The sequence below is a fragment of the Pseudomonas deceptionensis genome (genome assembly GCF_900106095.1).
Classification (GTDB): Bacteria; Pseudomonadota; Gammaproteobacteria; order Pseudomonadales; family Pseudomonadaceae; genus Aquipseudomonas; species Aquipseudomonas deceptionensis.
Genome location: NZ_FNUD01000002.1, coordinates 5,066,624 through 5,086,276 on the forward strand (window position 1 = coordinate 5,066,624; position 19,653 = coordinate 5,086,276).

A 19,653-nucleotide genomic window follows, 5' to 3' on the forward strand; every position below is an offset into this window, starting at 1 on the left:
ATGCAATGGGAAGTTGTGATCGGGCTGGAAATTCACTCCCAGCTCGCCACCCAATCGAAGATTTTCTCCGGTAGCGCCACCACCTTTGGCGCAGAACCGAACACCCAGGCCAGCCTGGTTGACCTGGGCATGCCCGGCGTACTGCCCGTGCTGAACCAGGAAGCCGTCCGTATGGCGGTCATGTTCGGTGTAGCCGTTGATGCCGAAATCGTTCAGCACAACGTGTTTGCCCGCAAGAACTACTTCTACCCGGACCTGCCCAAGGGCTACCAGATCAGCCAGATGGAACTGCCGATTGTCGGCAAGGGCCACCTGGACATCACCCTTGAAGACGGTACCGTGAAACGTGTCGGCATCACCCGTGCCCACCTGGAAGAAGACGCCGGCAAAAGCCTGCACGAAGACTTCAGCGGCGCCACCGGCATCGACCTGAACCGTGCAGGCACACCGTTGCTTGAAATCGTTTCCGAACCGGACATGCGCAGCGCCAAAGAGGCCGTGGCCTACGTCAAGGCGATGCACGCACTGGTGCGTTACCTGGGCATTTGCGACGGCAACATGGCTGAAGGCTCCCTGCGTTGCGACTGCAACGTATCGATCCGCCCGTTCGGCCAGGCCGAGTTCGGCACCCGCTGCGAGATCAAGAACGTCAACTCGTTCCGTTTTATCGAGAAGGCGATCAACAGCGAAGTACGCCGTCAGATCGAGCTGATCGAAGACGGCGGCAAGGTCATTCAGCAGACCCGCCTGTACGATCCGAACAAAGACGAAACCCGCGCCATGCGCAGCAAGGAGGAAGCCAACGACTACCGTTACTTCCCCGACCCTGACCTGCTGCCGGTGGTGATCGAAGATTCGTTTATCGAAGACGTGCGGGCCACCCTGCCGGAACTGCCACCGCAAAAGCGCGAGCGTTTCCAGTTGCAGTTCGGCCTGTCCGCCTACGACGCCAGCGTGCTGGCTTCGAGCCGCGAGCAAGCGGACTACTTCGAAAAAGTCGTGAGCATCAGTGACGACGCCAAGCTGGCGGCCAACTGGGTCATGGTTGAGCTGGGCAGCCTGCTCAACAAGCAAGGCCTGGACATCGACCAGTCGCCGGTCACCGCCGAGCAACTGGGCGGCATGTTGCAACGCATCAAGGACAACACCATCTCCGGCAAAATCGCCAAGGTTGTGCTCGAAGCCATGGCCAATGGCGAAGGCAGTGCAGACGAGGTCATCGAGAAGCGCGGCCTCAAGCAAGTGACCGACAGCGGCGCCATTGAAAAGGTGCTGGATGAAATGCTGGCGGCCAACGCCGAACAAGTCGAGCAGTACCGTGCGGCAGACGAAGCCAAGCGCGGCAAGATGTTCGGCTTCTTTGTGGGCCAGGCGATGAAAGCCTCCAAAGGCAAAGCCAACCCGCAACAGGTCAACGAGCTGCTCAAAAGCAAACTCGAAGGCTAAGGCTCGTCCCCTGTAGCCGCTACCGCAGGCTGCGATAAGGACCGCAGGACCTTCGCTTTTGATACAAAAGCGGGGTCGCTGCGCAACCCATCGCAGCCTGCGGCAGCGGCTACAGGTTATTTACAGCCAACATAAGGACTACTCCATGAAGCGGCTACTCGGCGCCTGCGCCCTGCTCAGCTTGCTCGCCGGCTGTGCCAGCCACGACATAGACCCCCGAGGCTATGACAAAACCGGCACGGCCTCTTATTACGGCGCTCGCCACCACGGCAAGCGCACCGCCAGCGGCGAACCTTTCGACCAGAATGCCCTTACCGCCGCACACCCCGCACTGCCTTTCGGGACGCGGGTACTGGTCACCAATTTGAAAAACGACAAATCTGTCGTGGTGCGCATCAATGATCGCGGACCGCACACCCGTGGCCGCCTGATCGATCTTTCACGCAAGGCCGCCCAACAGCTGGATATGCTAAGCACGGGCACAGCCAAAGTCCGGGTTCAGGGCTTGAGTGACTAATTTGAGGGAGTTGCCGTTATTTTAGGCTTGAGCGCGCTATCACCGTGGAACCTGCTGCAATTGCTCTGCGGTCTTGTCTTGTTGATCGCCGGGGCAGAATTGCTGGTGCGATGCGCCGTACGCATGGCCGCCAATATGAAGGTACGCCCGCTGCTGATCGGCCTCACCGTCGTGGCGCTGGGCAGCAGCGCCCCCCAGATGACCGTCAGCCTGCAAGCCGCGTTCAATGACACCTCGGACATCGCCGTGGGCAGTGTCATCGGCAGCAACATCTTCAATATCCTGGTCACTCTCGGGCTCTCGGCGCTGATCATCCCCCTGCGCGTGTCCCGCCAGCTGGTGCGTCTGGACATCCCCCTGATGATCCTCGCCAGCGGCCTGGTCTTCGCTCTGGCGCTGAACAAGCAACTCGACCGCCTGGACGGCGTTGCCTTGCTGTGCGGGCTGCTGATCTATCTGGGCCTGCTGCTGCGACAGTCGCGTCACAGCGGGCATCACCACGCCAGCCATGACCTGCCCCCCACCCCGTGGCTGCACAACGTACTGCTGATACTTACCGCCCTGGTGCTGCTGGGGGTTGCCGGGCATCTGCTGCTCGGTGCAGCAGTCACAGTCGCCACGGAGCTGGGGCTGTCAGAACGGATCATCGGCCTGACCATCATTGCCGTGAGCACCTCGCTGCCGGAGCTGGCCACCTCTCTGGTCGCCGCTGTTCGCGGCCAGCGCGAAATTGCGGTCGGCAACGTGATTGGCAGCAACGTGTTCAATCTGCTGGGGGTTCTGGGCCTGACGGCTCTGGTGGCGCCAGCGCCCTTGTCCGTGTCACCCAACGCCCTCGCGTTCGACTTGCCGGTGATGCTGGGGGTCGCGGCACTGTGCCTGCCGGTGTTCTATACCGGCTACCGCATCACCCGTGGCGAAGGGCTGTTGTTCCTGGGCTTGTACCTGGCCTACGGGCTACATGTGGTGTCATTCACCACCGGCATGCCGCTGGCCGGCAAGCTTGAACATTTGATGCTGTTTTTCATCTTGCCGGCGCTGCTGGTGTTTTTGCTGTTCAGTACCCTGCGCGCCTGGCGTCGACAACACTGAGGAGTTTTACCATGGACACTAAAAAGACCGGCCTTGAAATGCGCCGCCAGGTAATGGGCGACACCTTTGTCGACCACGCCCTGGGCAATGCCACCGAGTTCACCCAGCCGCTACAGGAGTTCGTCAACGAACACGCCTGGGGCGGTGTATGGAACCGCGAGGGGTTGTCACTGAAAACCCGCAGCCTCATCACCCTCGCCGCCCTGACCGCCCTCAAGTGCCCGCAAGAACTCAAAGGCCATGTACGCGGCGCACTGAACAACGGCTGCACGGTCGAAGAGATCCGCGAAACATTGTTGCACTGCGCCGTTTACGCCGGGGTGCCTGCGGCCATGGATGCATTTCGCGCGGCACAAGAAGTGATCAATGCTCACGAGCAGGGCTAAATCCAGCCGCCCCACTGCAACACGAAGATCCCGATATTGGTCGTGATTGCTGCCATCAAGGTAGTGATCACGATGATCGCGGCCGCCAATTCGTGATTGCCGTTAGCCGCCCGCGCCATGACATAGCTGGCCGCAGCAGTCGGGCTGGCGAAGTACAGAAACAGAATCCCCAACTCCGGCCCGCGAAAGCCGCACAGCCATGCACCCAGGGTTGCCAGCAGGGGCATGCTGACCATTTTCACCAGGCTGGCGCTCAGCGCCATGTCGCCACTTTTGCGCAAACTCGCAAGCGATAGCGTGCCACCGATACAAATCAGCGCCAGCGGCAAGGTCATCGCGGCCAGGTATTCGCCGGATGCCTGCAGCCAGCCGGGCAAACCGATCTTGAACACTGCAAAAGGCACAGCGCCCAGAACGCTGATAATCAGCGGGTTCTTGAACACGCTTTTGCAGATACTCCACGGGTCGGACTTGATCACCGGGCTGTAAACCGCCAGCACGATGGTCGACAGGGTGTTGTAGAGCAGAATCACCAGACCGGCGAGCACCGCGCCCAGGGAAATCCCGTAGTCGCCGTACATGCTGGCCGCCAGAGCCAGGCCGATGACACCGTTGTTGCCGCGAAAGGCACCCTGGGTGTAGATGCCGCGATCCTCACGCGGGCAGCGCCAGATCGACCAGCCCCAGGCCAAGGCAAAGCTGGCAAATGTCGCCAGGACGAAGTAAGCCAGCACCTTGGGCTGAAGGGCCGCTCTGAGATCAGCATGCAAAATACCCAGAAACAACAACGCCGGCATGGTGACGTTGAACACCAGGGCCGACGCTGTATGGATAAAGTTGTCATTGATCCAGCCCACGCGCTTGAGCACCACGCCTAAAAAAAGCATGGCAAACACGGGAGCAGTAATCGTGAGCGTCTGAAGGAAGATAGCCAGCATGGCAGCTCACTCGTAGAGGTAAAGCCGGGCTGAAGCTCTCACCAGGAAAGCTTCAACGTCCTTTCTTACATACCTTTAACGGCATAAATGCCAGCAGCATTACGCCAGTAACCTTTGTAATCCATGCCATAGCCGAAGATGTAACGGTCAATGCACGGCAAGCCCACATAGTTGGCCTTCAGGTCCGGACGCGCTTTGCGGTCGTGGTCTTTGTCGATCAGAACTGCGGTGTGCACCTGGCGGGCACCGGCGTGTTTACAGAATTCGACGATGGCGCTCAGGGTGTGACCCTCATCGAGGATGTCATCGATGATCAGCACGTGACGGTCAATGAACGACACTTCTGGCTTGGCTTTCCAGAACAGGTCGCCGCCAGTGGTTTCATTGCGATAGCGCGTAGCGTGCAGGTACGACGCTTCAAGCGGAAATTTCAGATGGGTGAGCAGCTTGCCGGAAAAAATCAGGCCGCCGTTCATCACACAGAATACTACTGGATTGGTCTCGGCCATTTCAGCCGTGATTTGCGCGCCAACGCGGGCAATCGCCACTTCGACTTCAGCTTCGGTGTACAGGCAGTCAGCCTCTCGCATGATTTGACGGATATGCTCGAGATCAGCAGACATGACGCTCTCCAGGGGGGGTTGTGCAAGAAAAGCGGGCAAAGGTACGCACCCGCATGGCTCAGATCAAGCATTTATGGACTAACGTGCAGTAATGTCTGTAGGACATCACCCCGGATTAGATTAATCTAGGCCGCTTTTTTTGCCTGCCCAACCGGAGCCTTTACTTATGCCCATCCGTGAGATCCGCCATCCGCTGATCCGTCACAAGCTCGGCCTTATGCGCCGCGCAGACATTAGCACGAAGAACTTCCGTGAGCTCGCTCAGGAAGTCGGCGCGTTGCTGACCTATGAAGCCACCAAAGACCTGACCCTCGAAACCTACGAGATTGAAGGCTGGTGCGGCACTGTCCAGGTTGAAAAAATCGCCGGCAAGAAAATTACCGTAGTGCCGATTCTGCGTGCCGGTATCGGCATGCTCGAAGGCGTGCTGAGCCTGATCCCGGGCGCTAAAGTCAGCGCTGTCGGTATTGCCCGCAACGAAGAAACCCTCCAGGCCCACACCTACCTGGAAAAACTGGTACCGGAAATCAACGAGCGTCTGGCGATGATTATCGACCCGATGCTGGCCACCGGTTCGTCCATGGTTGCCACCATTGACCTGCTGAAAAAAGCCGGCTGCAAGGAAATCCGCGCCATGGTGCTGGTTGCCGCACCTGAAGGGATTGCTGCTGTTGAAGCCGCTCACCCGGACGTAATCATCTACACCGCCTCTATTGATGAGCGTTTGAACGAGCACGGCTACATCATTCCGGGCCTGGGCGATGCCGGCGACAAGATCTTCGGCACCAAGCAAAAGGACGTTTAACATGCAGGACGAGTTCAACGACCCGCTCTGGCGCCAGATCATATCTGGCGCGCAGATGCTCTTCGTGGCCTTTGGCGCGTTGGTGTTGATGCCACTAATTACCGGCCTCGACCCTAACGTCGCGCTGTTCACGGCGGGTCTCGGGACTCTGCTGTTCCAGATCGTGACCCGGCGCCAGGTGCCGGTCTTTCTGGCTTCGAGTTTCGCTTTCATTACTCCGATCATTCTCGCCAAAGGCCAGTTCGGCCTGGCAGCGACCATGGGCGGGGTGATGGCAGCCGGTTTCGTGTACACCTTCCTCGGCTTCGCGGTAAAGATCAAAGGCACCGGTTTTATTGACCGTTTGCTGCCACCGGTGGTGATTGGTCCGGTGATTATCTCCATCGGCCTGGCAATGGCGCCGATTGCCGCGCACATGGCCATGGGCCGCGCTGAAGACGGTACCGAGCTGATCCACTACCAGACCGCCATGATGATCTCGATGCCAGCCTTGCTGACTACCTTGATCGTAGCCGTGTTCGGTAAAGGGATTTTCCGTCTGGTGCCGATCATTGCCGGCGTGCTGGTGGGCTTTGCCCTGGCGTTCTACTTCGGCGTAGTCGATACGGCCAAAATCGCTGCAGCCCCGTGGTTCGCCCTGCCGCACTTCACGGCTCCCGAGTTCAACTGGCAGGCGATTCTGTTTATCGTCCCCGTGGCTCTGGCCCCGGCCATTGAACACATCGGCGGCGTGATTGCCGTGGGCAGCGTGACCGGTCGTGACTACCTGAAAAAGCCGGGCCTGCACCGCACACTGTTCGGTGACGGCATTGCCACCACCGCAGCCGGCCTGCTGGGCGGACCGCCCAACACCACCTACGCCGAAGTGACTGGCGCAGTGATGCTGACCAAGAACTACAACCCGAAAATCATGACTTGGGCGGCGATCTTCGCCATCAGTCTGGCTTTTGTCGGCAAGTTCGGCGCCCTGCTGCAAAGCATTCCGGTACCTGTGATGGGCGGAATTCTGTGCCTGCTGTTCGGCTCGATTGCTGCTGTGGGCATGAACACCCTGATCCGCCACCAGGTTGACCTGAGTGAAGCGCGCAATCTGGTGATCGTGTCAGTAACGCTGGTATTCGGGATTGGCGGTGTGCTGATCGGTACAGGCATGGGCCCTGAAGACTTCGGTCTCAAGGGCATCGCGTTGTGCGCCATCGTTGCGATTGCGCTTAACCTGATCCTGCCGGGCAATGACGCCTGGAAAAAGAAGAAAGGTAACGAGCCGATTCTCTAAATCGGCTTTACCCCCCTACTCTCTCCCTTTGGGAGTGTTTGGGGGGGTGTTACACAAATCTGCTTTTGCCTTTAGTGCCCTCACCCTCCGGGAGAGGGCTCTTAAGCCTTTACAACGCCATCGGCGCCCTTTCACACAACGTGTTCAACGCTGCCGCCCACTGCGGACTGTCATTGAGACACGGCACCAGCACCAACTCCTCGCCCCCCGCCTCAATGAACTGCTCGCGCCCGCGATCACCGATCTCTTCCAGGGTTTCGATGCAGTCGGCCACAAACGCCGGGCACATCACCAGAATCTTCTTCACACCCTGTTTGGCCAATGCATCCAGCCGTGCCTCGGTGTAGGGTTCAATCCACTTGGCCCGCCCCAAACGGGACTGGAACGCTACCGACCACTTGCCCTCGGGCAGGCCCATACGCTCTGCAAACGCCTGCGCCGTACGCAAACACTGCGCCCGATAACAGGTCGCCAAAACAGCGGGCGATGCATTCTGGCAGCAGTCTTCATTCTTGAAGCAGTGATTGCCGGTCGGATCCAGCTTGTGTAAATGCCGTTCAGGCAAGCCGTGAAAGCTCAGCAACAGGTGATCGTAGTCCTGCTCCAGATGCGGCCTGGCACTGGCCACCAGTGCATCGAGGTATTCGGGCTGATCATAAAACGGCTGCAGGATAGAGAACTGAATGGGCAGCTTTCGGGTTTTGACCACTCGCCTGGCTTCTTCAATCACCGTGGTGACGGTGCTGTCGGCGAACTGTGGGTACAGCGGCGCCAACGTGACCTTTTTGATGCCCTGAGCGGCCAGGCGGGTCAGTACCGTTTCAATGGAAGGTTCGCCGTAGCGCATGGCCAGCTCAACCGGACCCTGGGTCCACTCCTTGGTCATGGCCTGCCGCAAGCGGCGGCTGAGCTCCACCAACGGCGAACCCTCATCCCACCAGATCGAGGCATAGGCATGGGCCGATTGCTCCGGTCGCTTGATCAGGATCAGCGACACCAGTAAACGGCGTACCGGCCACGGCAAGTCGATCACGTACGGGTCCATCAAAAACTGGTTCAAGTAGCTGCGTACATCCGCTACCGAAGTAGACGCCGGCGAACCCAGGTTAACCAGCAACAGCGCGTGGTCGGTCATGCAACATCCTATTTCAGAGGCGGGCGGCTACATCATCGAGCGCCGCACGCAAATCGGTGAACTGAAAAGTAAAACCGGCAGCCAGCAATTTTTCGGGCATCGCCCTCTGGCCACCCAGCAACAAACCCGACATCTCGCCCAACAACACGCGTAACACAAAGGTGGGCATGGGCATAAACGCCGGGCGGTGCAACACGCGGCCCAGGGTCTGGGCGAACTCAGCGTTGCGTACCGGATGCGGCGCGCAGGCATTATAAGGACCGCTTGCACCATTCTCATGCACAAGAAAATCAATCAGGGCTATTTGATCGTTGATGTGAATCCACGGCATCCATTGCCGACCATTGCCTATCGGCCCGCCCAGCGCCAGCTTGAAAGGCAGCAGCAAGCGCGACAAAAAGCCGCCCTCGGCTGCCAGCACCAGCCCCGTGCGCACCAGTACCACGCGTATGCCCAAGGCTTGAGCCCGCTGCGCGGTTTCTTCCCAGGCAATGCACACGTGGCTGGCAAAATCTTCGCTGACCGGCGGCGATTCCTCGGTCAGCTCGCGCTCACCGCCGTCGCCATACCAGCCCACGGCCGAGCCGGACACCAGCACCGACGGCCTTTGCCCGCGGGTTTCAAGCCAGGCTAAAAGGGTCTCGGTGAGGGAAATGCGACTGCTCCACAACACGGCCTTGCGCTTGCGCGTCCAGGGCCGGTCGGCGATGGGCGCACCGGCCAGGTTGATCACGGCATCAACCGGCTCCTGGCCAAGTTCTTCAAGTGTGGCAACACCCTTGACCTGAGCGCCGCACAACTTGGCCACTTGCTCGGGGCGCCGGCTCCATACGCTGAGACGATGACCTTGCGCCAGCCAGTGACGACAAAGCTGGCGACCGATCAAGCCGGTACCGCCGGTCAGCAAAATGTGCATGAGTTTATCCTCGCAAGGAGTTTTATCGGGAGCACTGGTCTATTTTTATATGAAGACATTTTTATCGGGTCATCGACCCGATTTAAGAGTAGGCCACACAGATCTATAAGATGCACTAAAACCTATACTAACAAATATAATTGTACAGGTATTGCCGACGGCGTAGTCTGTGCAAACAGAGATCGAGGCCATAATGACTGTACCTATCGCGATTATTGGCGCCGGCATAGCCGGGCTGGCAGCAGCAAACACACTGCACAAGGCAGGGCATGCGGTTCATCTTTTCGATAAAAGCCGTGGCAGCGGCGGGCGAATGTCCAGCAAACGCTGCGACGTCGGGGTACTGGACCTGGGGGCTCAGTATTTCACCGCGCGAGACCGGCGCTTTGTCGATGAAGTCCAGCAATGGCAGGCCAAAGGCTGGGCCATCGAGTGGGAGCCGCACCTGTACCACTATAAAAACGGCCAGCTAACCCCCTCCCCCGATGAGCAAACCCGCTGGGTCGGCAAGCCGCGTATGAGCGCCATCACCCGAGGCCTGCTGGGGCACTTACCGGTGAGTTTCTCGTGCCAGATCACTGACCTGATACACGGTGAAAAGCATTGGCACCTGCTGGACGCGGAAGGTGACGAACACGGCCCTTTCAGCCACGTGATCATTGCCACCCCGGCGCCGCAGGCCACCTCCCTGCTGGCCAGCGCGCCCAAATTGGCAAGTACCGCAGCCGGCGTAAAAATGGAGCCTGCCTGGGCAGTCGCCCTGGCCTTCGAGTCTCCGCTCGACACGCCGATGGAAGGTTGCTTCGTACAAGGCAGCCCGCTGGACTGGCTGGCCCGCAACCGCAGCAAGCCCGGGCGTGACAGCCAGCCCGACACCTGGGTTTTGCACGCGACCAGTGCATGGAGCAAACAAAACCTCGATTTGCCCAAAGAGGCGGTCATCGAACAATTGCACGGTGCTTTTGCCGAGCTGATGCACTTCCCCACCCCTGCCCCGATTTTCAGCCTCGCGCACCGCTGGCTCTATGCCCGGCCAGCCGCGGCCCATGAATGGGGAGCCCTGGCCGATGCCGACCTGGGCCTGTACGCCTGCGGTGACTGGTGCCTGTCGGGACGGGTAGAAGGAGCATGGCTAAGTGGCCAAGAGGCCGCACGCCGACTGATCGAGCACTTGGCGTGAACCGTATCAACCCCCGCAAATTGCTGCTGTCAAAATGGACAGCAGCGGTGCCGCATAACCGTGAAAAACACTTCCTGGTCACCCAGCTGTTTTGCGACGAAGAAGGCACCGTGCTCGATATCGAACTGCAAGCGGTGCTTACCCAGCGCAATCAGCGTTTGACATGGCAAAGCCTGCAGGATGCGGGCGCATGGAAAATGGGCTGGCAATAATTCCTTCAGCGCACTGAGAATACTTGTACAAGTCGATTGACTTGTACAACACAAGACCTATGATGAACTCAAGTTGTACATCACCACAAAGATGTACAAGTAATTCTTTGAGGTTTATCACATGGCCAGCACCGTCTCGTCTCACACCAAACCGAAAATCGCCATCAGCGCCTGCTTGATGGGAGCAGAAGTTCGCTTCAACGGTGGGCACAAAGAGTCGCGACTGTGCAGTCAGGCCCTCAGTGAACACTTCGATTTTGTACCCTTGTGCCCTGAAGTCGCCATCGGCCTGGGCATTCCGCGCCAGCCGATCCGGCTGATTGGCGACCCGGCTCAGCCGCAGGCGGTTGGCAGTGTCGATGCGACCCTGAACGTGACCCAGGCGCTACACGACTACGGGGTGACGACGGCCGCCGCGCTTACCGATATTTGCGGCTACATCTTTATGCAGAAGTCACCGTCCTGCGGGCTTGAGCGGGTCAAGGTGTATCAGGACGGCGGGCGCCCCGCCGAGCTGAGCGGGCGCGGAATCTACGCCCAGGCAATTTGCGCGGCACACCCTGACTTGCCCGTGGAAGAAGACGGCCGCCTAAACGACCCCGTACTGCGCGAAAACTTCCTGACCCGGGTGTATGCATACAGCGCCTGGCAGGCGTTGCTCAATGCGGGCATTACCCGCCGCTCACTGACAGAATTTCACGCCCGCTACAAATATCAGCTCATGGCCAACCACCCCGCGCAGTACAAAATCCTGGGTAATCTGCTCGGCAACCTGGGCAAGAGTGATGCATGCAAGATCGCCCCGCTGTACTTCAGCGAACTGATGAAAGCCCTCAAGCAATGTGCAACACGTCGCACCCACACCAATGTGCTGCAACACATCAGCGGGTATCTCAAACGGTCCATCAGCGCCGAAGACAAGCAAGAAATGCAGCTGCTGATTACTCAATACCTGCACGGCATTGTGCCGCTGGTGGTGCCACTGACACTGCTCAAGCATCACTTTCGCCGGCACCCGACCCCCTACATTTCAAGCCAGGTCTATCTGCAACCGCACCCTGAAAACCTCAGCCTGCGCAATGCGATCTGACCATGAATGACGACCTGACCATGTCCACCCCTCCCGATGCGGACTACAGCAAGGCGCTGGCCGAGGGCTGGCAGCCGATACGTGAGGTGGCCCGCATCACCGGCGTGAATGCCGTGACCCTGCGCGCCTGGGAGCGCCGGTATGGGCTGATCATTCCCCACCGCACGGCCAAAGGCCATCGCCTGTTCTCGGCCGAACACATCCTGCGTATCCGCCACATTCTGACGTGGCTCAACCGCGGGGTAGCCGTCAGCCAGGTCAAACCGCTGCTCGATTCCCTGCCTGCATTCCGCGAACCTGCCGGCAACGACTGGCAGGCATGGCGCCAGGCTCTGACGCTGGCGATCGCCGAGCTGTCGGAACGCAGGCTCGATGACAATTTCAACCAGCTCATGTCGATGTATCCGGCCCATACCCTGTGCGAGCAACTGTTGATTCCGCTTTTAAGCGAGCTGGAACAACGCTGGCAGGGCCAATTCGGGGCACAGATGGAGCGCGTGTTCTTCAGCTCCTGGATGCGCAGCAAACTGGGCGCCCGGATCTACCACAACAACCGCTCGCTAAAAGGGCCGCCCGTTCTGCTGATCAACCATTCAACCAAGCATTTCGAAGCGCAACTGTGGCTCACCGCCTGGTTGGTCAGCAGCAGCCATTACCCGGTTGAAGTATTCGACGCGCCCCTGCCCAACGGCGAGCTGGCCTTGGCGGTTGAACGCCTCAAGTCACCGGCCGTGGTGCTCTATTCAAGCCAGACCCTCAACCTCCAGCAACTGCCAAAACTACTCAACGCCATGGATTGCCCGATCCTGATTGCCGGACCAACGGTATGCATCCATAGCGTCGAGCTGGCCGTATGTACAACTGAAATCCCGGGATTGTTTCTGGCTATTGATCCGCTTGACGCCCATCAACGACTCAGCCAGCTCGGACTTTTCTAGCCCCAAGGAACCACCATGCAACTGATCTGGCTGCGCAGCGATTTGCGCCACTACGACAACACCGCCCTGGGAGCCGCTGCAGAACGCGGCCCAACCGTGGCCCTGTACCTCATCAGCCCGGAACAATGGCTGGCCCATGACGACGCTCCGTGCAAAGTCGATTTTTGGCTGCGCAACCTGCGAATCCTGAGCGACAGCCTGCAGCAGCTCAATATCCCGCTGCTGATTCGCACCGCGTCGATGTGGGATCAAGCACCCGGGGTGATCCTTGAGTTGTGCCAACAACTGGGTGTTGAAGCGGTACACGTCAATCAGGAATACGGCATCCACGAAACCCGCCGCGACCAAGCGGTTGCCCGCGCGCTCGACGCTCAGGGCATCGACTTTCACAGCTGCCTGGACCAATTGCTGTTCAAGCCCGGCAGCGTACTGACCCAAAGCGGGTCGTACTTCCAGGTGTTCGGCCAGTTCCGCAAGGTCTGCTACAGCCGTTTGCAGATAGCCTTGCCGCCGGTCACTGGCAAACCCCGGGCTCAGGCTCCACTGTCGATTAAGCGCGATGCGATTCCCGAATCGGTCACAGGCTTTGCTGCCCCAAGCGAGTCATTGCGGGCGCTATGGCCTGCCGGAGAAGACGAAGCCCGCCAGCGCCTCACACGCTTTACCGATGAGGCCATCCACGACTACAAAGAACAGCGCGACTTGCCAGCAGCCCCCGGCACCAGCCAGCTATCGGCCTACCTGGCAGCCGGTGTCATCTCACCGCGCCAATGCCTGCACGCCGCGGTGCAAAGCAACCATGGCGAGTTCGAAACTGGCAGTGCCGGCGCTTCAACCTGGATCAGCGAACTGCTGTGGCGCGAGTTCTACAAACATATTCTGGTGGGCTACCCCAGGGTTTCCCGGCACCGCGCCTTCAGGCCGGACACCGAGTGTTTACCCTGGCGTGATGCCCCCCGAGATCTGGCTGCCTGGAAAGAGGGCCGCACGGGCTTTCCGATCATTGATGCGGCCATTCGCCAGTTGCTTGCAACCGGCTGGATGCACAACCGCCTGAGGATGGTGGTGGCGATGTTCCTCACCAAAAACCTGCTGATCGACTGGCGTGAAGGCGAACGCTTTTTTATGCAGCATTTGATCGACGGTGATCTGGCCGCCAACAACGGTGGCTGGCAATGGAGTTCATCCACCGGTACCGATTCGGTGCCGTACTTCAGAATTTTCAACCCGCTGAGCCAGTCAGAACGATTCGACCCTGAAGGGCGCTTCATCAAGCACTGGCTGCCAGAGCTCGCGAACCTGAATAAAAAACACGTGCACAACCCCGCCTCGATTGGCGGGCTGTTTGGCGCGGCCAATTACCCGGCCCCCATCGTTGATTTGAGCCAAAGCCGCGAACGCGCCCTGAGCGCTTTCAAAAATCTGCCGTCACGACAAGTGACAGAGGTGAGCCATGGCTGACGTGCGGCGGATTTGGCTCACAGGCGCCAGCAGCGGGATAGGCGCGCACATGGCTGAAGAGTTGCTGGGCAGCGGCGCCCGGGTGGCGCTGACCGCCCGCACGCTGGAACCCCTGAAAGCATTGTCCGATCGCTACCCCGGGCAAGTCTTGCTGGTGCCCGGCGACCTGACCGACAGCGTGCAGGTACAGGAAATCGGCAGATGCATCGCCCAGGCATGGGGGGCGCTGGACACCGTGATCCTCAACGCCGGGACCTGTGAATATGTCGACGTCCGTCAGTTCGACGCTGCGGTGATCGAGCGCGTGGTGCGCACTAACCTGCTGGCAAGCAGCTACTGCATTGAGCGCGCGCTACCCTTGCTGCGCGCAGGCTCGCGGCCGCATCTGGTGGGCGTGGTCAGCTCTGTCACCTATTGGGCACTGCCACGCGCCGAGGCTTATGGCGCATCGAAAGCCGGCCTGCGCTACTTGCTCGAATCACTGCGTATCGACCTGGCCCAGGAGGGCATTGACGTCACACTCGTCAGCCCAGGCTTTGTCGACACCCCGCTCACCGAAAAAAACGACTTCCCGATGCCCATGCGCTGGCCTGCGCAAAAGGCGGCACAGCATATTTGCCAGCGTCTGGACAAACGCCCGCTGGAGATCGCATTTCCCGCACTGTTTATCGTAGCGCTGCGGTTGCTGGCGAACTTGCCAAAACGCCTGCAAGTTGCGCTCGGCAAACGCCTGGCCCGGACTTCTGACGGTGAATCATCATGAAAATCGCGATCATTGGCAGCGGTATTTCCGGGCTGACCTGCGGCTACTTGTTGCATAAGGCACACGACATCAGCGTGTTCGAAGCCAGTGACTGGGTCGGCGGCCACACCCATACCGTCAACGTGGATGTCAAAGGCCAGTCATATGCCGTGGACACCGGATTCATCGTGTTCAACGACTGGACCTACCCCAACTTCATCAAGCTGATGGACCAATTGGGGGTTCGCTCCAAAGCCACGCAGATGAGTTTTTCCGTCCACGACACCGACAGCAGGCTCGAATACAACGGCAACACACTCAACAGTTTGTTTGCCCAGCGCAGCAACCTCTTGTCACCCGGCTTCTGGGGCATGTTGCGCGATATTTTGCGCTTCAATCGCGAAGCCGTCCGCGACCTGGAAGAGCATCGTATTGACAGCGATATCCGGCTGGGCGACTACCTGCAGCAGCGCGGTTATGGCCGCCGCTTTATCGAGCACTACATCGTGCCGATGGGCGCGGCGATCTGGTCCATGTCGCTGGACGAGATGCAGAACTTTCCGCTGCAGTTTTTTGTGCGTTTCTTCAAAAACCACGGTTTGCTAAGCGTCACTAATCGCCCGCAATGGCGAGTGATTGAAGGCGGATCAAGCGCGTATGTGAAACCCCTGAGTGCAGGTTTTGCCGACAAGATTCGTCTGAACTGCCCGGTCAAACGTGTCGAACGCGATAAAGACGGGGTACTGATCCACAGTGCCGCCGGCAGTGAGTATTTCGACAAGGTGATTTTTGCCTGCCACAGCAATCAGGCCTTGAAAATGCTGGCGCGCCCTTCCGTGGCCGAAGCGCAAATTCTGGGTGCCATGCCCTATGCCGAAAACGATGTGGTGCTGCACACCGACACTCGCCTGTTGCCCAATCGAAAACTGGCGTGGGCAAGCTGGAATTATCGCTTGGGCAATGCCGGCCCAAGGGGCGCTGCGGTCACCTACAACATGAATATCCTGCAGGGTATTCAGAGTGAGACGACCTTCTGCGTCAGCCTTAATCAGAGCGTAGCCATCGATCCTCTCAAAATACTGGCCAGTTACACCTACGCCCATCCGCAATACAGCCTGGGCGCCGTGGCGGCTCAAGCCCGTTGGCAAGAGTTGCTGGGCGCACACCACAGTTTTTACTGTGGCGCGTATTGGGCCAACGGGTTCCATGAAGACGGTGTCGCCAGTGCGCTGCGCGTCGCGGCAGCCTTTGGCCAGCAGCTATGAACAGCGCCCTGTACAGCGGCTGGATCGCCCATCGACGCTTTGCGCCGACCACCCATGCATTCCGCTATCAAATAGGCTTGCTGTACCTGGATCTGGACGAACAAGACGCTGTCCTCGCGCTATCGCCACTGGCCGGCAAAAGCCGCTTTGCGCCGTTTTCTTTTCGTGAAACCGATTACCTGAAAACATACACGGCAACCGGCATGCGCCTGATCGATGCGGTTCGTCAGCAAGTTGCCGTGGCTTTGGGGCATACACCGCAAGGCGCGATCTGTTTGCTGACGCAAGCCCGCAGCTGGGGGTTGTCCTTCAACCCGGTGAGTTTCTTTTACTGCTACGAGGCTGACGGAAAACTGGCCGCCATCTTGTGCGAAGTCACCAATACGCCTTGGCGCGAACGCTATCACTACGTGCTCCCGGCTCAGGGTGACGGCTTTCAGCATGTCGCCGTGGCCAAAGCCTTTCACGTCTCACCCTTTCTTCCTCCCGATCTGGAATACCGCATGAGCTTCAGCCCGCCGGACACCCGGCTCGGGGTGCATATGGCGGACTGGCAGGGCGACCTGAAAATGTTCGATGCCACCCTCAACCTGCAACGCACGACGCTGGACCGCGCAGGGCTGCATCGTTACTTGCGTCAGTTCCCGTGGATGACCGCCAAAACCTGTCTGGCCATCTACTGGCAAGCCTTGCGCCTGCTGCTCAAGCGCACACCGATTTTCCCCCATCAGGCCGCCGACGGCGCCTTTCGCATTGCCGCCCTGCAACCCAAGGATCAACGCCATGAAGAGCCCTAGCCTGGTTAGTAAACCCTCACTGTCCACGGCCCATAATCTGACCAGCGCATTGCTGCGCCGCGGGGTCATGCGCCAACTGAGCCAGTTGAAAAACGGTCATCTGGTCGTGATCGAAAACGGCGAACGCCTCATGTTCGGTGATTGCAGCGCAGGCCTGGTGGCCGAAGTACACATCCACGACACAAACCTCTGGGGCATGATCGCCAGCAGCGGCTCGATTGGCGCGGGCGAAGCGTTTATCCATGGTTACTGGAGCTCACCCGACCTGACCAAGGTGGTCCGCGTACTGGTCAGCAATATGGCTGTGCTCGACGCCATGGAAGACGGGCTGGCACGCCTGGGCCGCCCGCTGATCCGTGCTTTGCACTGGATCAACCGCAATACCCGCAAAGGCTCGCAAAAGAATATTGCCGCGCATTACGACTTGGGTAACGAGATGTTCGAGCAGTTCCTCGACCCCACCATGATGTATTCGGCAGCGCAGTTCCTTAACGAGGACGACACCCTGGAGCAAGCCCAGCTCAATAAGTTGCAGCGTATTTGCCAGAAGCTCGACCTCAAACCCGAAGACCACTTGCTCGAAATCGGTACCGGCTGGGGCAGCATGGCGTTGTTTGCCGCACAGCATTACGGCTGCAAAGTCACGACCACTACCTTGTCCAAGGAGCAATTCGACTACACCAAAGCCCGTATCGAAGCCTTGGGCTTACAAGATCAGGTGACTTTGCTACTGGAGGATTACCGCGATTTAACAGGGCAATACGACAAGCTGGTGTCGATCGAGATGATCGAAGCGGTCGGGCATCGCTTTTTGCCAAGCTACTTCAAACAATGCTCCCACCTGCTCAAGCCCCATGGGTTGATGCTGCTGCAAGCCATCACCATCCGGGAACAACGTTACGAGCAAGCCAAAACCAGCGTGGACTTTATCCAGCGCTACATATTCCCGGGCGGTGCGCTGCCCAGCGTGCAAAAAATGCTCGAAATCGTCGGCAAAGACACGGACATGAACCTGATGCACATGGAGGACTTTGGCCTGCACTACGCCAAAACCTTGCGTCTGTGGCATGAGAACTTTCGCCGCGCCCACGGGCGTTTGACTGAATTGGGCTACGACGAATACTTTCTGCGCCTGTGGGAGTTTTACCTGTGCTACTGCGAAGGCGGCTTTCTTGAGCGCAGCATCGGCACCGCGCAATTGTTGCTGGCCAAGCCGGCGGCGATGCCTGCGCCGTTGCTCGGGCGGTTTAGTGCTTAAGAATCTGGCCAATGCCGGGCTGTTCCAGCTCGGCTGGTTTGCTTGTGTGCTGGGGGGCAACAGCCTGTGGCTAGTGCTGGCAGGCGCCGCTTTGATGGCGCATCTGCTGTGGATAAGTCGCTCAATGGCAGAAGTCCGTTTAGTGCTCGTCGTGTGTTTACTCGGCACTGCTGTCGACAGCCTGCTGCTCAATGCCGGGGTTTTCGTCTTCAAGCAACCTGGCTTTTTGATTCCGTTCTGGCTGGTTGTGTTGTGGGCATTACTGGCCATCACCTTGAACCATTGCCTGGCCTGGACGGCCAAGCCTTTGTGGCGCGCCATTTTGCTGGGGGCTATCAGTGGGCCGTTGTCGTATTACGCCGGGCAGCGGCTGGGAGCGGTGCAGTTCCCTTTGGGCCTGTGGCCGACACTGGCCGGGTTGAGCCTGTTGTGGGCGGGGTTGTTTCCATTGCTGAACGCCTGTAGCCGCTACCGCAGGCTGCGATAAGGGCCGCATGATTTCAGCCGTGGGAGCGAGCCTGCTCGCGAACAACCTTCGCGAGCAGGCTCGCTCCCACGGGGTCAGCTGCTAGAAAGGCCCCTTGAACGGCAACCTGGTTTCTATAAAAAAATCTGCGTTCATCAGCACATTCACACCTGACGGCGGCTCTGCCTTACACTGCGCGCCTATGACCAACATCCCCCTGACCGAAATCAACGAACCCGCCGTCACCTGTTCGACGTGTGCGGCGTGCTGCTGCCAACTGGAAGTGATGCTCATCACCGACACCGGCGTGCCCGAGCGCTTTATCGACAACGACGATTGGGGCGGTGAGGTCATGCTGCGTCTGGACGATGGCTGGTGTGCGGCGTTGGACCGCAACACCATGATGTGCACCATCTATGAGAAACGCCCGCTGATTTGCCGTGAATTCGAAATGGGCGAGGTCGAATGCCTCAACGAACGCCAGGGCATTGAGACGGCGTATCGCTGAACACACAAACCGTATCGTCTGTGTCGCCCAACCCAGCTCCCACAAAGACTTCGCCAGACCTGTCGCGGTCCTACAGCGGCATCGTGTAATGCAGCGCATAGCTTTCTACGCCGTCATTGGTGCTGGAAATGCCCGCATTGGAGTAGTGAGTCGCACGAATCCCGACCTCATGCCCACCCGCAAAGCGCAAACCGAAACCCAGGCGGTCCTCAAACTGGAAAGCCGTTCCCAGCCGGTTGCCTTCGATTTCAGTGTGCGAGAACAACGCAACCCCGATCCCGGCCTCTATATAGGGGTTAATCTTTTCACCGGCAAATTCGTACACAAATACGGGCGAGAACGACAGGCTGTTGCTCGCGGATGACTTGTCACCTTCCCAGTAGGTGTAAGCCCCGTCCCAGTATCCGGTCAGACGCCCCGTATCGCTTTGCATCCAGCTTTTGCCCCAATCGGACTTCAAGCCCAGACGATAAGTCATGGTCGATTCGGCGGTATGCCCCACCCCAAATTCAATCCCGGCGGCTTGCGCCGTATAGCTCTGCCCCAGTGCAGCGGCGGCAAACGCAGCCAAACAAAAAAGTCGCTTCACAGGAAAAGTCCTT

22 protein-coding genes are annotated in these 19,653 nt (G+C 59.0%); 17 read left to right on the top strand and 5 right to left on the bottom strand.

Going from position 1 to position 19,653, the window contains the following annotated elements; genetic code table 11:
- From gatB to BLW11_RS23465, 4 genes are all read left to right on the top strand, one after another.
- Entirely contained in the window at positions 1–1,446 is a 1,446-nt protein-coding gene (gene gatB / locus BLW11_RS23450) for an Asp-tRNA(Asn)/Glu-tRNA(Gln) amidotransferase subunit GatB (RefSeq protein WP_048360100.1), read from the top strand.
- Between the two features lie 145 nt (positions 1,447–1,591).
- Positions 1,592–1,963, top strand: coding sequence for a septal ring lytic transglycosylase RlpA family protein (locus BLW11_RS23455; protein ID WP_048360101.1), 372 nt, complete (start codon positions 1,592–1,594; stop codon positions 1,961–1,963).
- Positions 1,964–2,014: 51 nt separating this feature from the next.
- Positions 2,015–3,055, top strand: a complete 1,041-nt coding sequence (locus BLW11_RS23460; protein ID WP_048360198.1) for a calcium/sodium antiporter — start codon at positions 2,015–2,017, stop codon at positions 3,053–3,055.
- Positions 3,056–3,066: 11 nt separating this feature from the next.
- Positions 3,067–3,441 carry a carboxymuconolactone decarboxylase family protein gene (locus BLW11_RS23465; protein ID WP_048360102.1) on the top strand — a complete coding sequence of 125 codons (375 nt, stop codon included), beginning with the start codon at positions 3,067–3,069 and terminating at the stop codon, positions 3,439–3,441.
- On the opposite strand, the gene BLW11_RS23470 is transcribed toward BLW11_RS23465, so the two are convergent.
- Together BLW11_RS23470 and BLW11_RS23475 are read right to left on the bottom strand one after the other, a co-directional pair.
- The gene (locus BLW11_RS23470; protein WP_048360103.1) at positions 3,438–4,379 is read right to left on the bottom strand and encodes an AEC family transporter; all 942 of its coding nucleotides are present in this window, start codon (positions 4,377–4,379) and stop codon (positions 3,438–3,440) included. The two genes, BLW11_RS23465 and BLW11_RS23470, sit on opposite strands and share 4 nt — an antisense overlap.
- A gap of 65 nt (positions 4,380–4,444) precedes the next feature.
- The gene (locus BLW11_RS23475; protein WP_048360104.1) at positions 4,445–5,002 is read right to left on the bottom strand and encodes a hypoxanthine-guanine phosphoribosyltransferase; all 558 of its coding nucleotides are present in this window, start codon (positions 5,000–5,002) and stop codon (positions 4,445–4,447) included.
- Between the two features lie 166 nt (positions 5,003–5,168).
- On the opposite strand from BLW11_RS23475, the gene upp reads away from it, so the two are divergent.
- Positions 5,169–5,807: a uracil phosphoribosyltransferase gene (gene upp, locus BLW11_RS23480; protein WP_048360105.1), complete on the top strand. Its 639-nt coding sequence runs from the start codon at positions 5,169–5,171 to the stop codon at positions 5,805–5,807.
- A gap of 1 nt (position 5,808) precedes the next feature.
- The gene (locus BLW11_RS23485) at positions 5,809–7,083 is read left to right on the top strand and encodes a uracil-xanthine permease family protein (protein WP_048360106.1); all 1,275 of its coding nucleotides are present in this window, start codon (positions 5,809–5,811) and stop codon (positions 7,081–7,083) included.
- Between the two features lie 109 nt (positions 7,084–7,192).
- Here the strand turns inward: BLW11_RS23485 and hemH are convergent, their stop codons facing one another.
- Positions 7,193–8,218 (bottom strand): ferrochelatase, encoded by a 1,026-nt coding sequence (hemH, locus tag BLW11_RS23490; protein WP_048360107.1) that lies wholly within the window; start codon positions 8,216–8,218, stop codon positions 7,193–7,195.
- A 13-nt stretch (positions 8,219–8,231) separates the two neighbouring features.
- Complete coding sequence (locus BLW11_RS23495; protein WP_048360108.1) at positions 8,232–9,134, bottom strand: TIGR01777 family oxidoreductase; 903 nt, start codon at positions 9,132–9,134, stop codon at positions 8,232–8,234.
- 193 nt (positions 9,135–9,327) lie between these two features.
- Between BLW11_RS23495 and BLW11_RS23500 the strand changes: the two genes are divergently transcribed.
- The 11 genes from BLW11_RS23500 (at position 9,328) to BLW11_RS23550 (ending at position 19,051) form a co-directional block, all read left to right on the top strand.
- Positions 9,328–10,314, top strand: coding sequence for an NAD(P)/FAD-dependent oxidoreductase (locus tag BLW11_RS23500; protein ID WP_048360109.1), 987 nt, complete (start codon positions 9,328–9,330; stop codon positions 10,312–10,314).
- A complete protein-coding gene (locus BLW11_RS23505) occupies positions 10,311–10,526 on the top strand; it encodes a TIGR02450 family Trp-rich protein (protein WP_048360110.1) in 216 nt (71 codons plus the stop codon). Before BLW11_RS23500 ends, BLW11_RS23505 begins: the two co-directional genes overlap by 4 nt.
- 121 nt (positions 10,527–10,647) lie before the next feature.
- Complete coding sequence (locus BLW11_RS23510; protein WP_048360111.1) at positions 10,648–11,616, top strand: DUF523 and DUF1722 domain-containing protein; 969 nt, start codon at positions 10,648–10,650, stop codon at positions 11,614–11,616.
- A 2-nt stretch (positions 11,617–11,618) separates the two neighbouring features.
- On the top strand, positions 11,619–12,554 hold the full coding sequence (locus BLW11_RS23515) for a MerR family transcriptional regulator (RefSeq protein WP_048360112.1): 936 nt from the start codon (positions 11,619–11,621) through the stop codon (positions 12,552–12,554).
- Positions 12,555–12,569: 15 nt separating this feature from the next.
- On the top strand, positions 12,570–14,015 hold the full coding sequence (gene phrB, locus BLW11_RS23520) for a deoxyribodipyrimidine photo-lyase (RefSeq protein ID WP_048360113.1): 1,446 nt from the start codon (positions 12,570–12,572) through the stop codon (positions 14,013–14,015).
- Positions 14,008–14,778: an SDR family NAD(P)-dependent oxidoreductase gene (locus tag BLW11_RS23525; protein WP_048360114.1), complete on the top strand. Its 771-nt coding sequence runs from the start codon at positions 14,008–14,010 to the stop codon at positions 14,776–14,778. The genes phrB and BLW11_RS23525 overlap by 8 nt, the downstream gene beginning before the upstream one ends.
- On the top strand, positions 14,775–16,022 hold the full coding sequence (locus BLW11_RS23530; protein WP_048360115.1) for an NAD(P)/FAD-dependent oxidoreductase: 1,248 nt from the start codon (positions 14,775–14,777) through the stop codon (positions 16,020–16,022). The genes BLW11_RS23525 and BLW11_RS23530 overlap by 4 nt, the downstream gene beginning before the upstream one ends.
- A complete protein-coding gene (locus BLW11_RS23535) occupies positions 16,019–16,819 on the top strand; it encodes a DUF1365 domain-containing protein (protein ID WP_048360116.1) in 801 nt (266 codons plus the stop codon). Before BLW11_RS23530 ends, BLW11_RS23535 begins: the two co-directional genes overlap by 4 nt.
- Positions 16,806–18,077 (top strand): SAM-dependent methyltransferase, encoded by a 1,272-nt coding sequence (locus BLW11_RS23540; RefSeq protein ID WP_048360117.1) that lies wholly within the window; start codon positions 16,806–16,808, stop codon positions 18,075–18,077. Before BLW11_RS23535 ends, BLW11_RS23540 begins: the two co-directional genes overlap by 14 nt.
- Positions 18,070–18,564 (top strand): DUF2878 domain-containing protein, encoded by a 495-nt coding sequence (locus BLW11_RS23545; RefSeq protein ID WP_048360118.1) that lies wholly within the window; start codon positions 18,070–18,072, stop codon positions 18,562–18,564. The genes BLW11_RS23540 and BLW11_RS23545 overlap by 8 nt, the downstream gene beginning before the upstream one ends.
- Positions 18,565–18,745: 181 nt before the next feature.
- Positions 18,746–19,051 carry a YkgJ family cysteine cluster protein gene (locus BLW11_RS23550; RefSeq protein ID WP_048360119.1) on the top strand — a complete coding sequence of 102 codons (306 nt, stop codon included), beginning with the start codon at positions 18,746–18,748 and terminating at the stop codon, positions 19,049–19,051.
- A 70-nt stretch (positions 19,052–19,121) separates the two neighbouring features.
- On the opposite strand, the gene BLW11_RS23555 is transcribed toward BLW11_RS23550, so the two are convergent.
- The gene (locus tag BLW11_RS23555) at positions 19,122–19,640 is read right to left on the bottom strand and encodes an acyloxyacyl hydrolase (protein ID WP_048360120.1); all 519 of its coding nucleotides are present in this window, start codon (positions 19,638–19,640) and stop codon (positions 19,122–19,124) included.
- Positions 19,641–19,653: the final 13 nt, after the last annotated feature.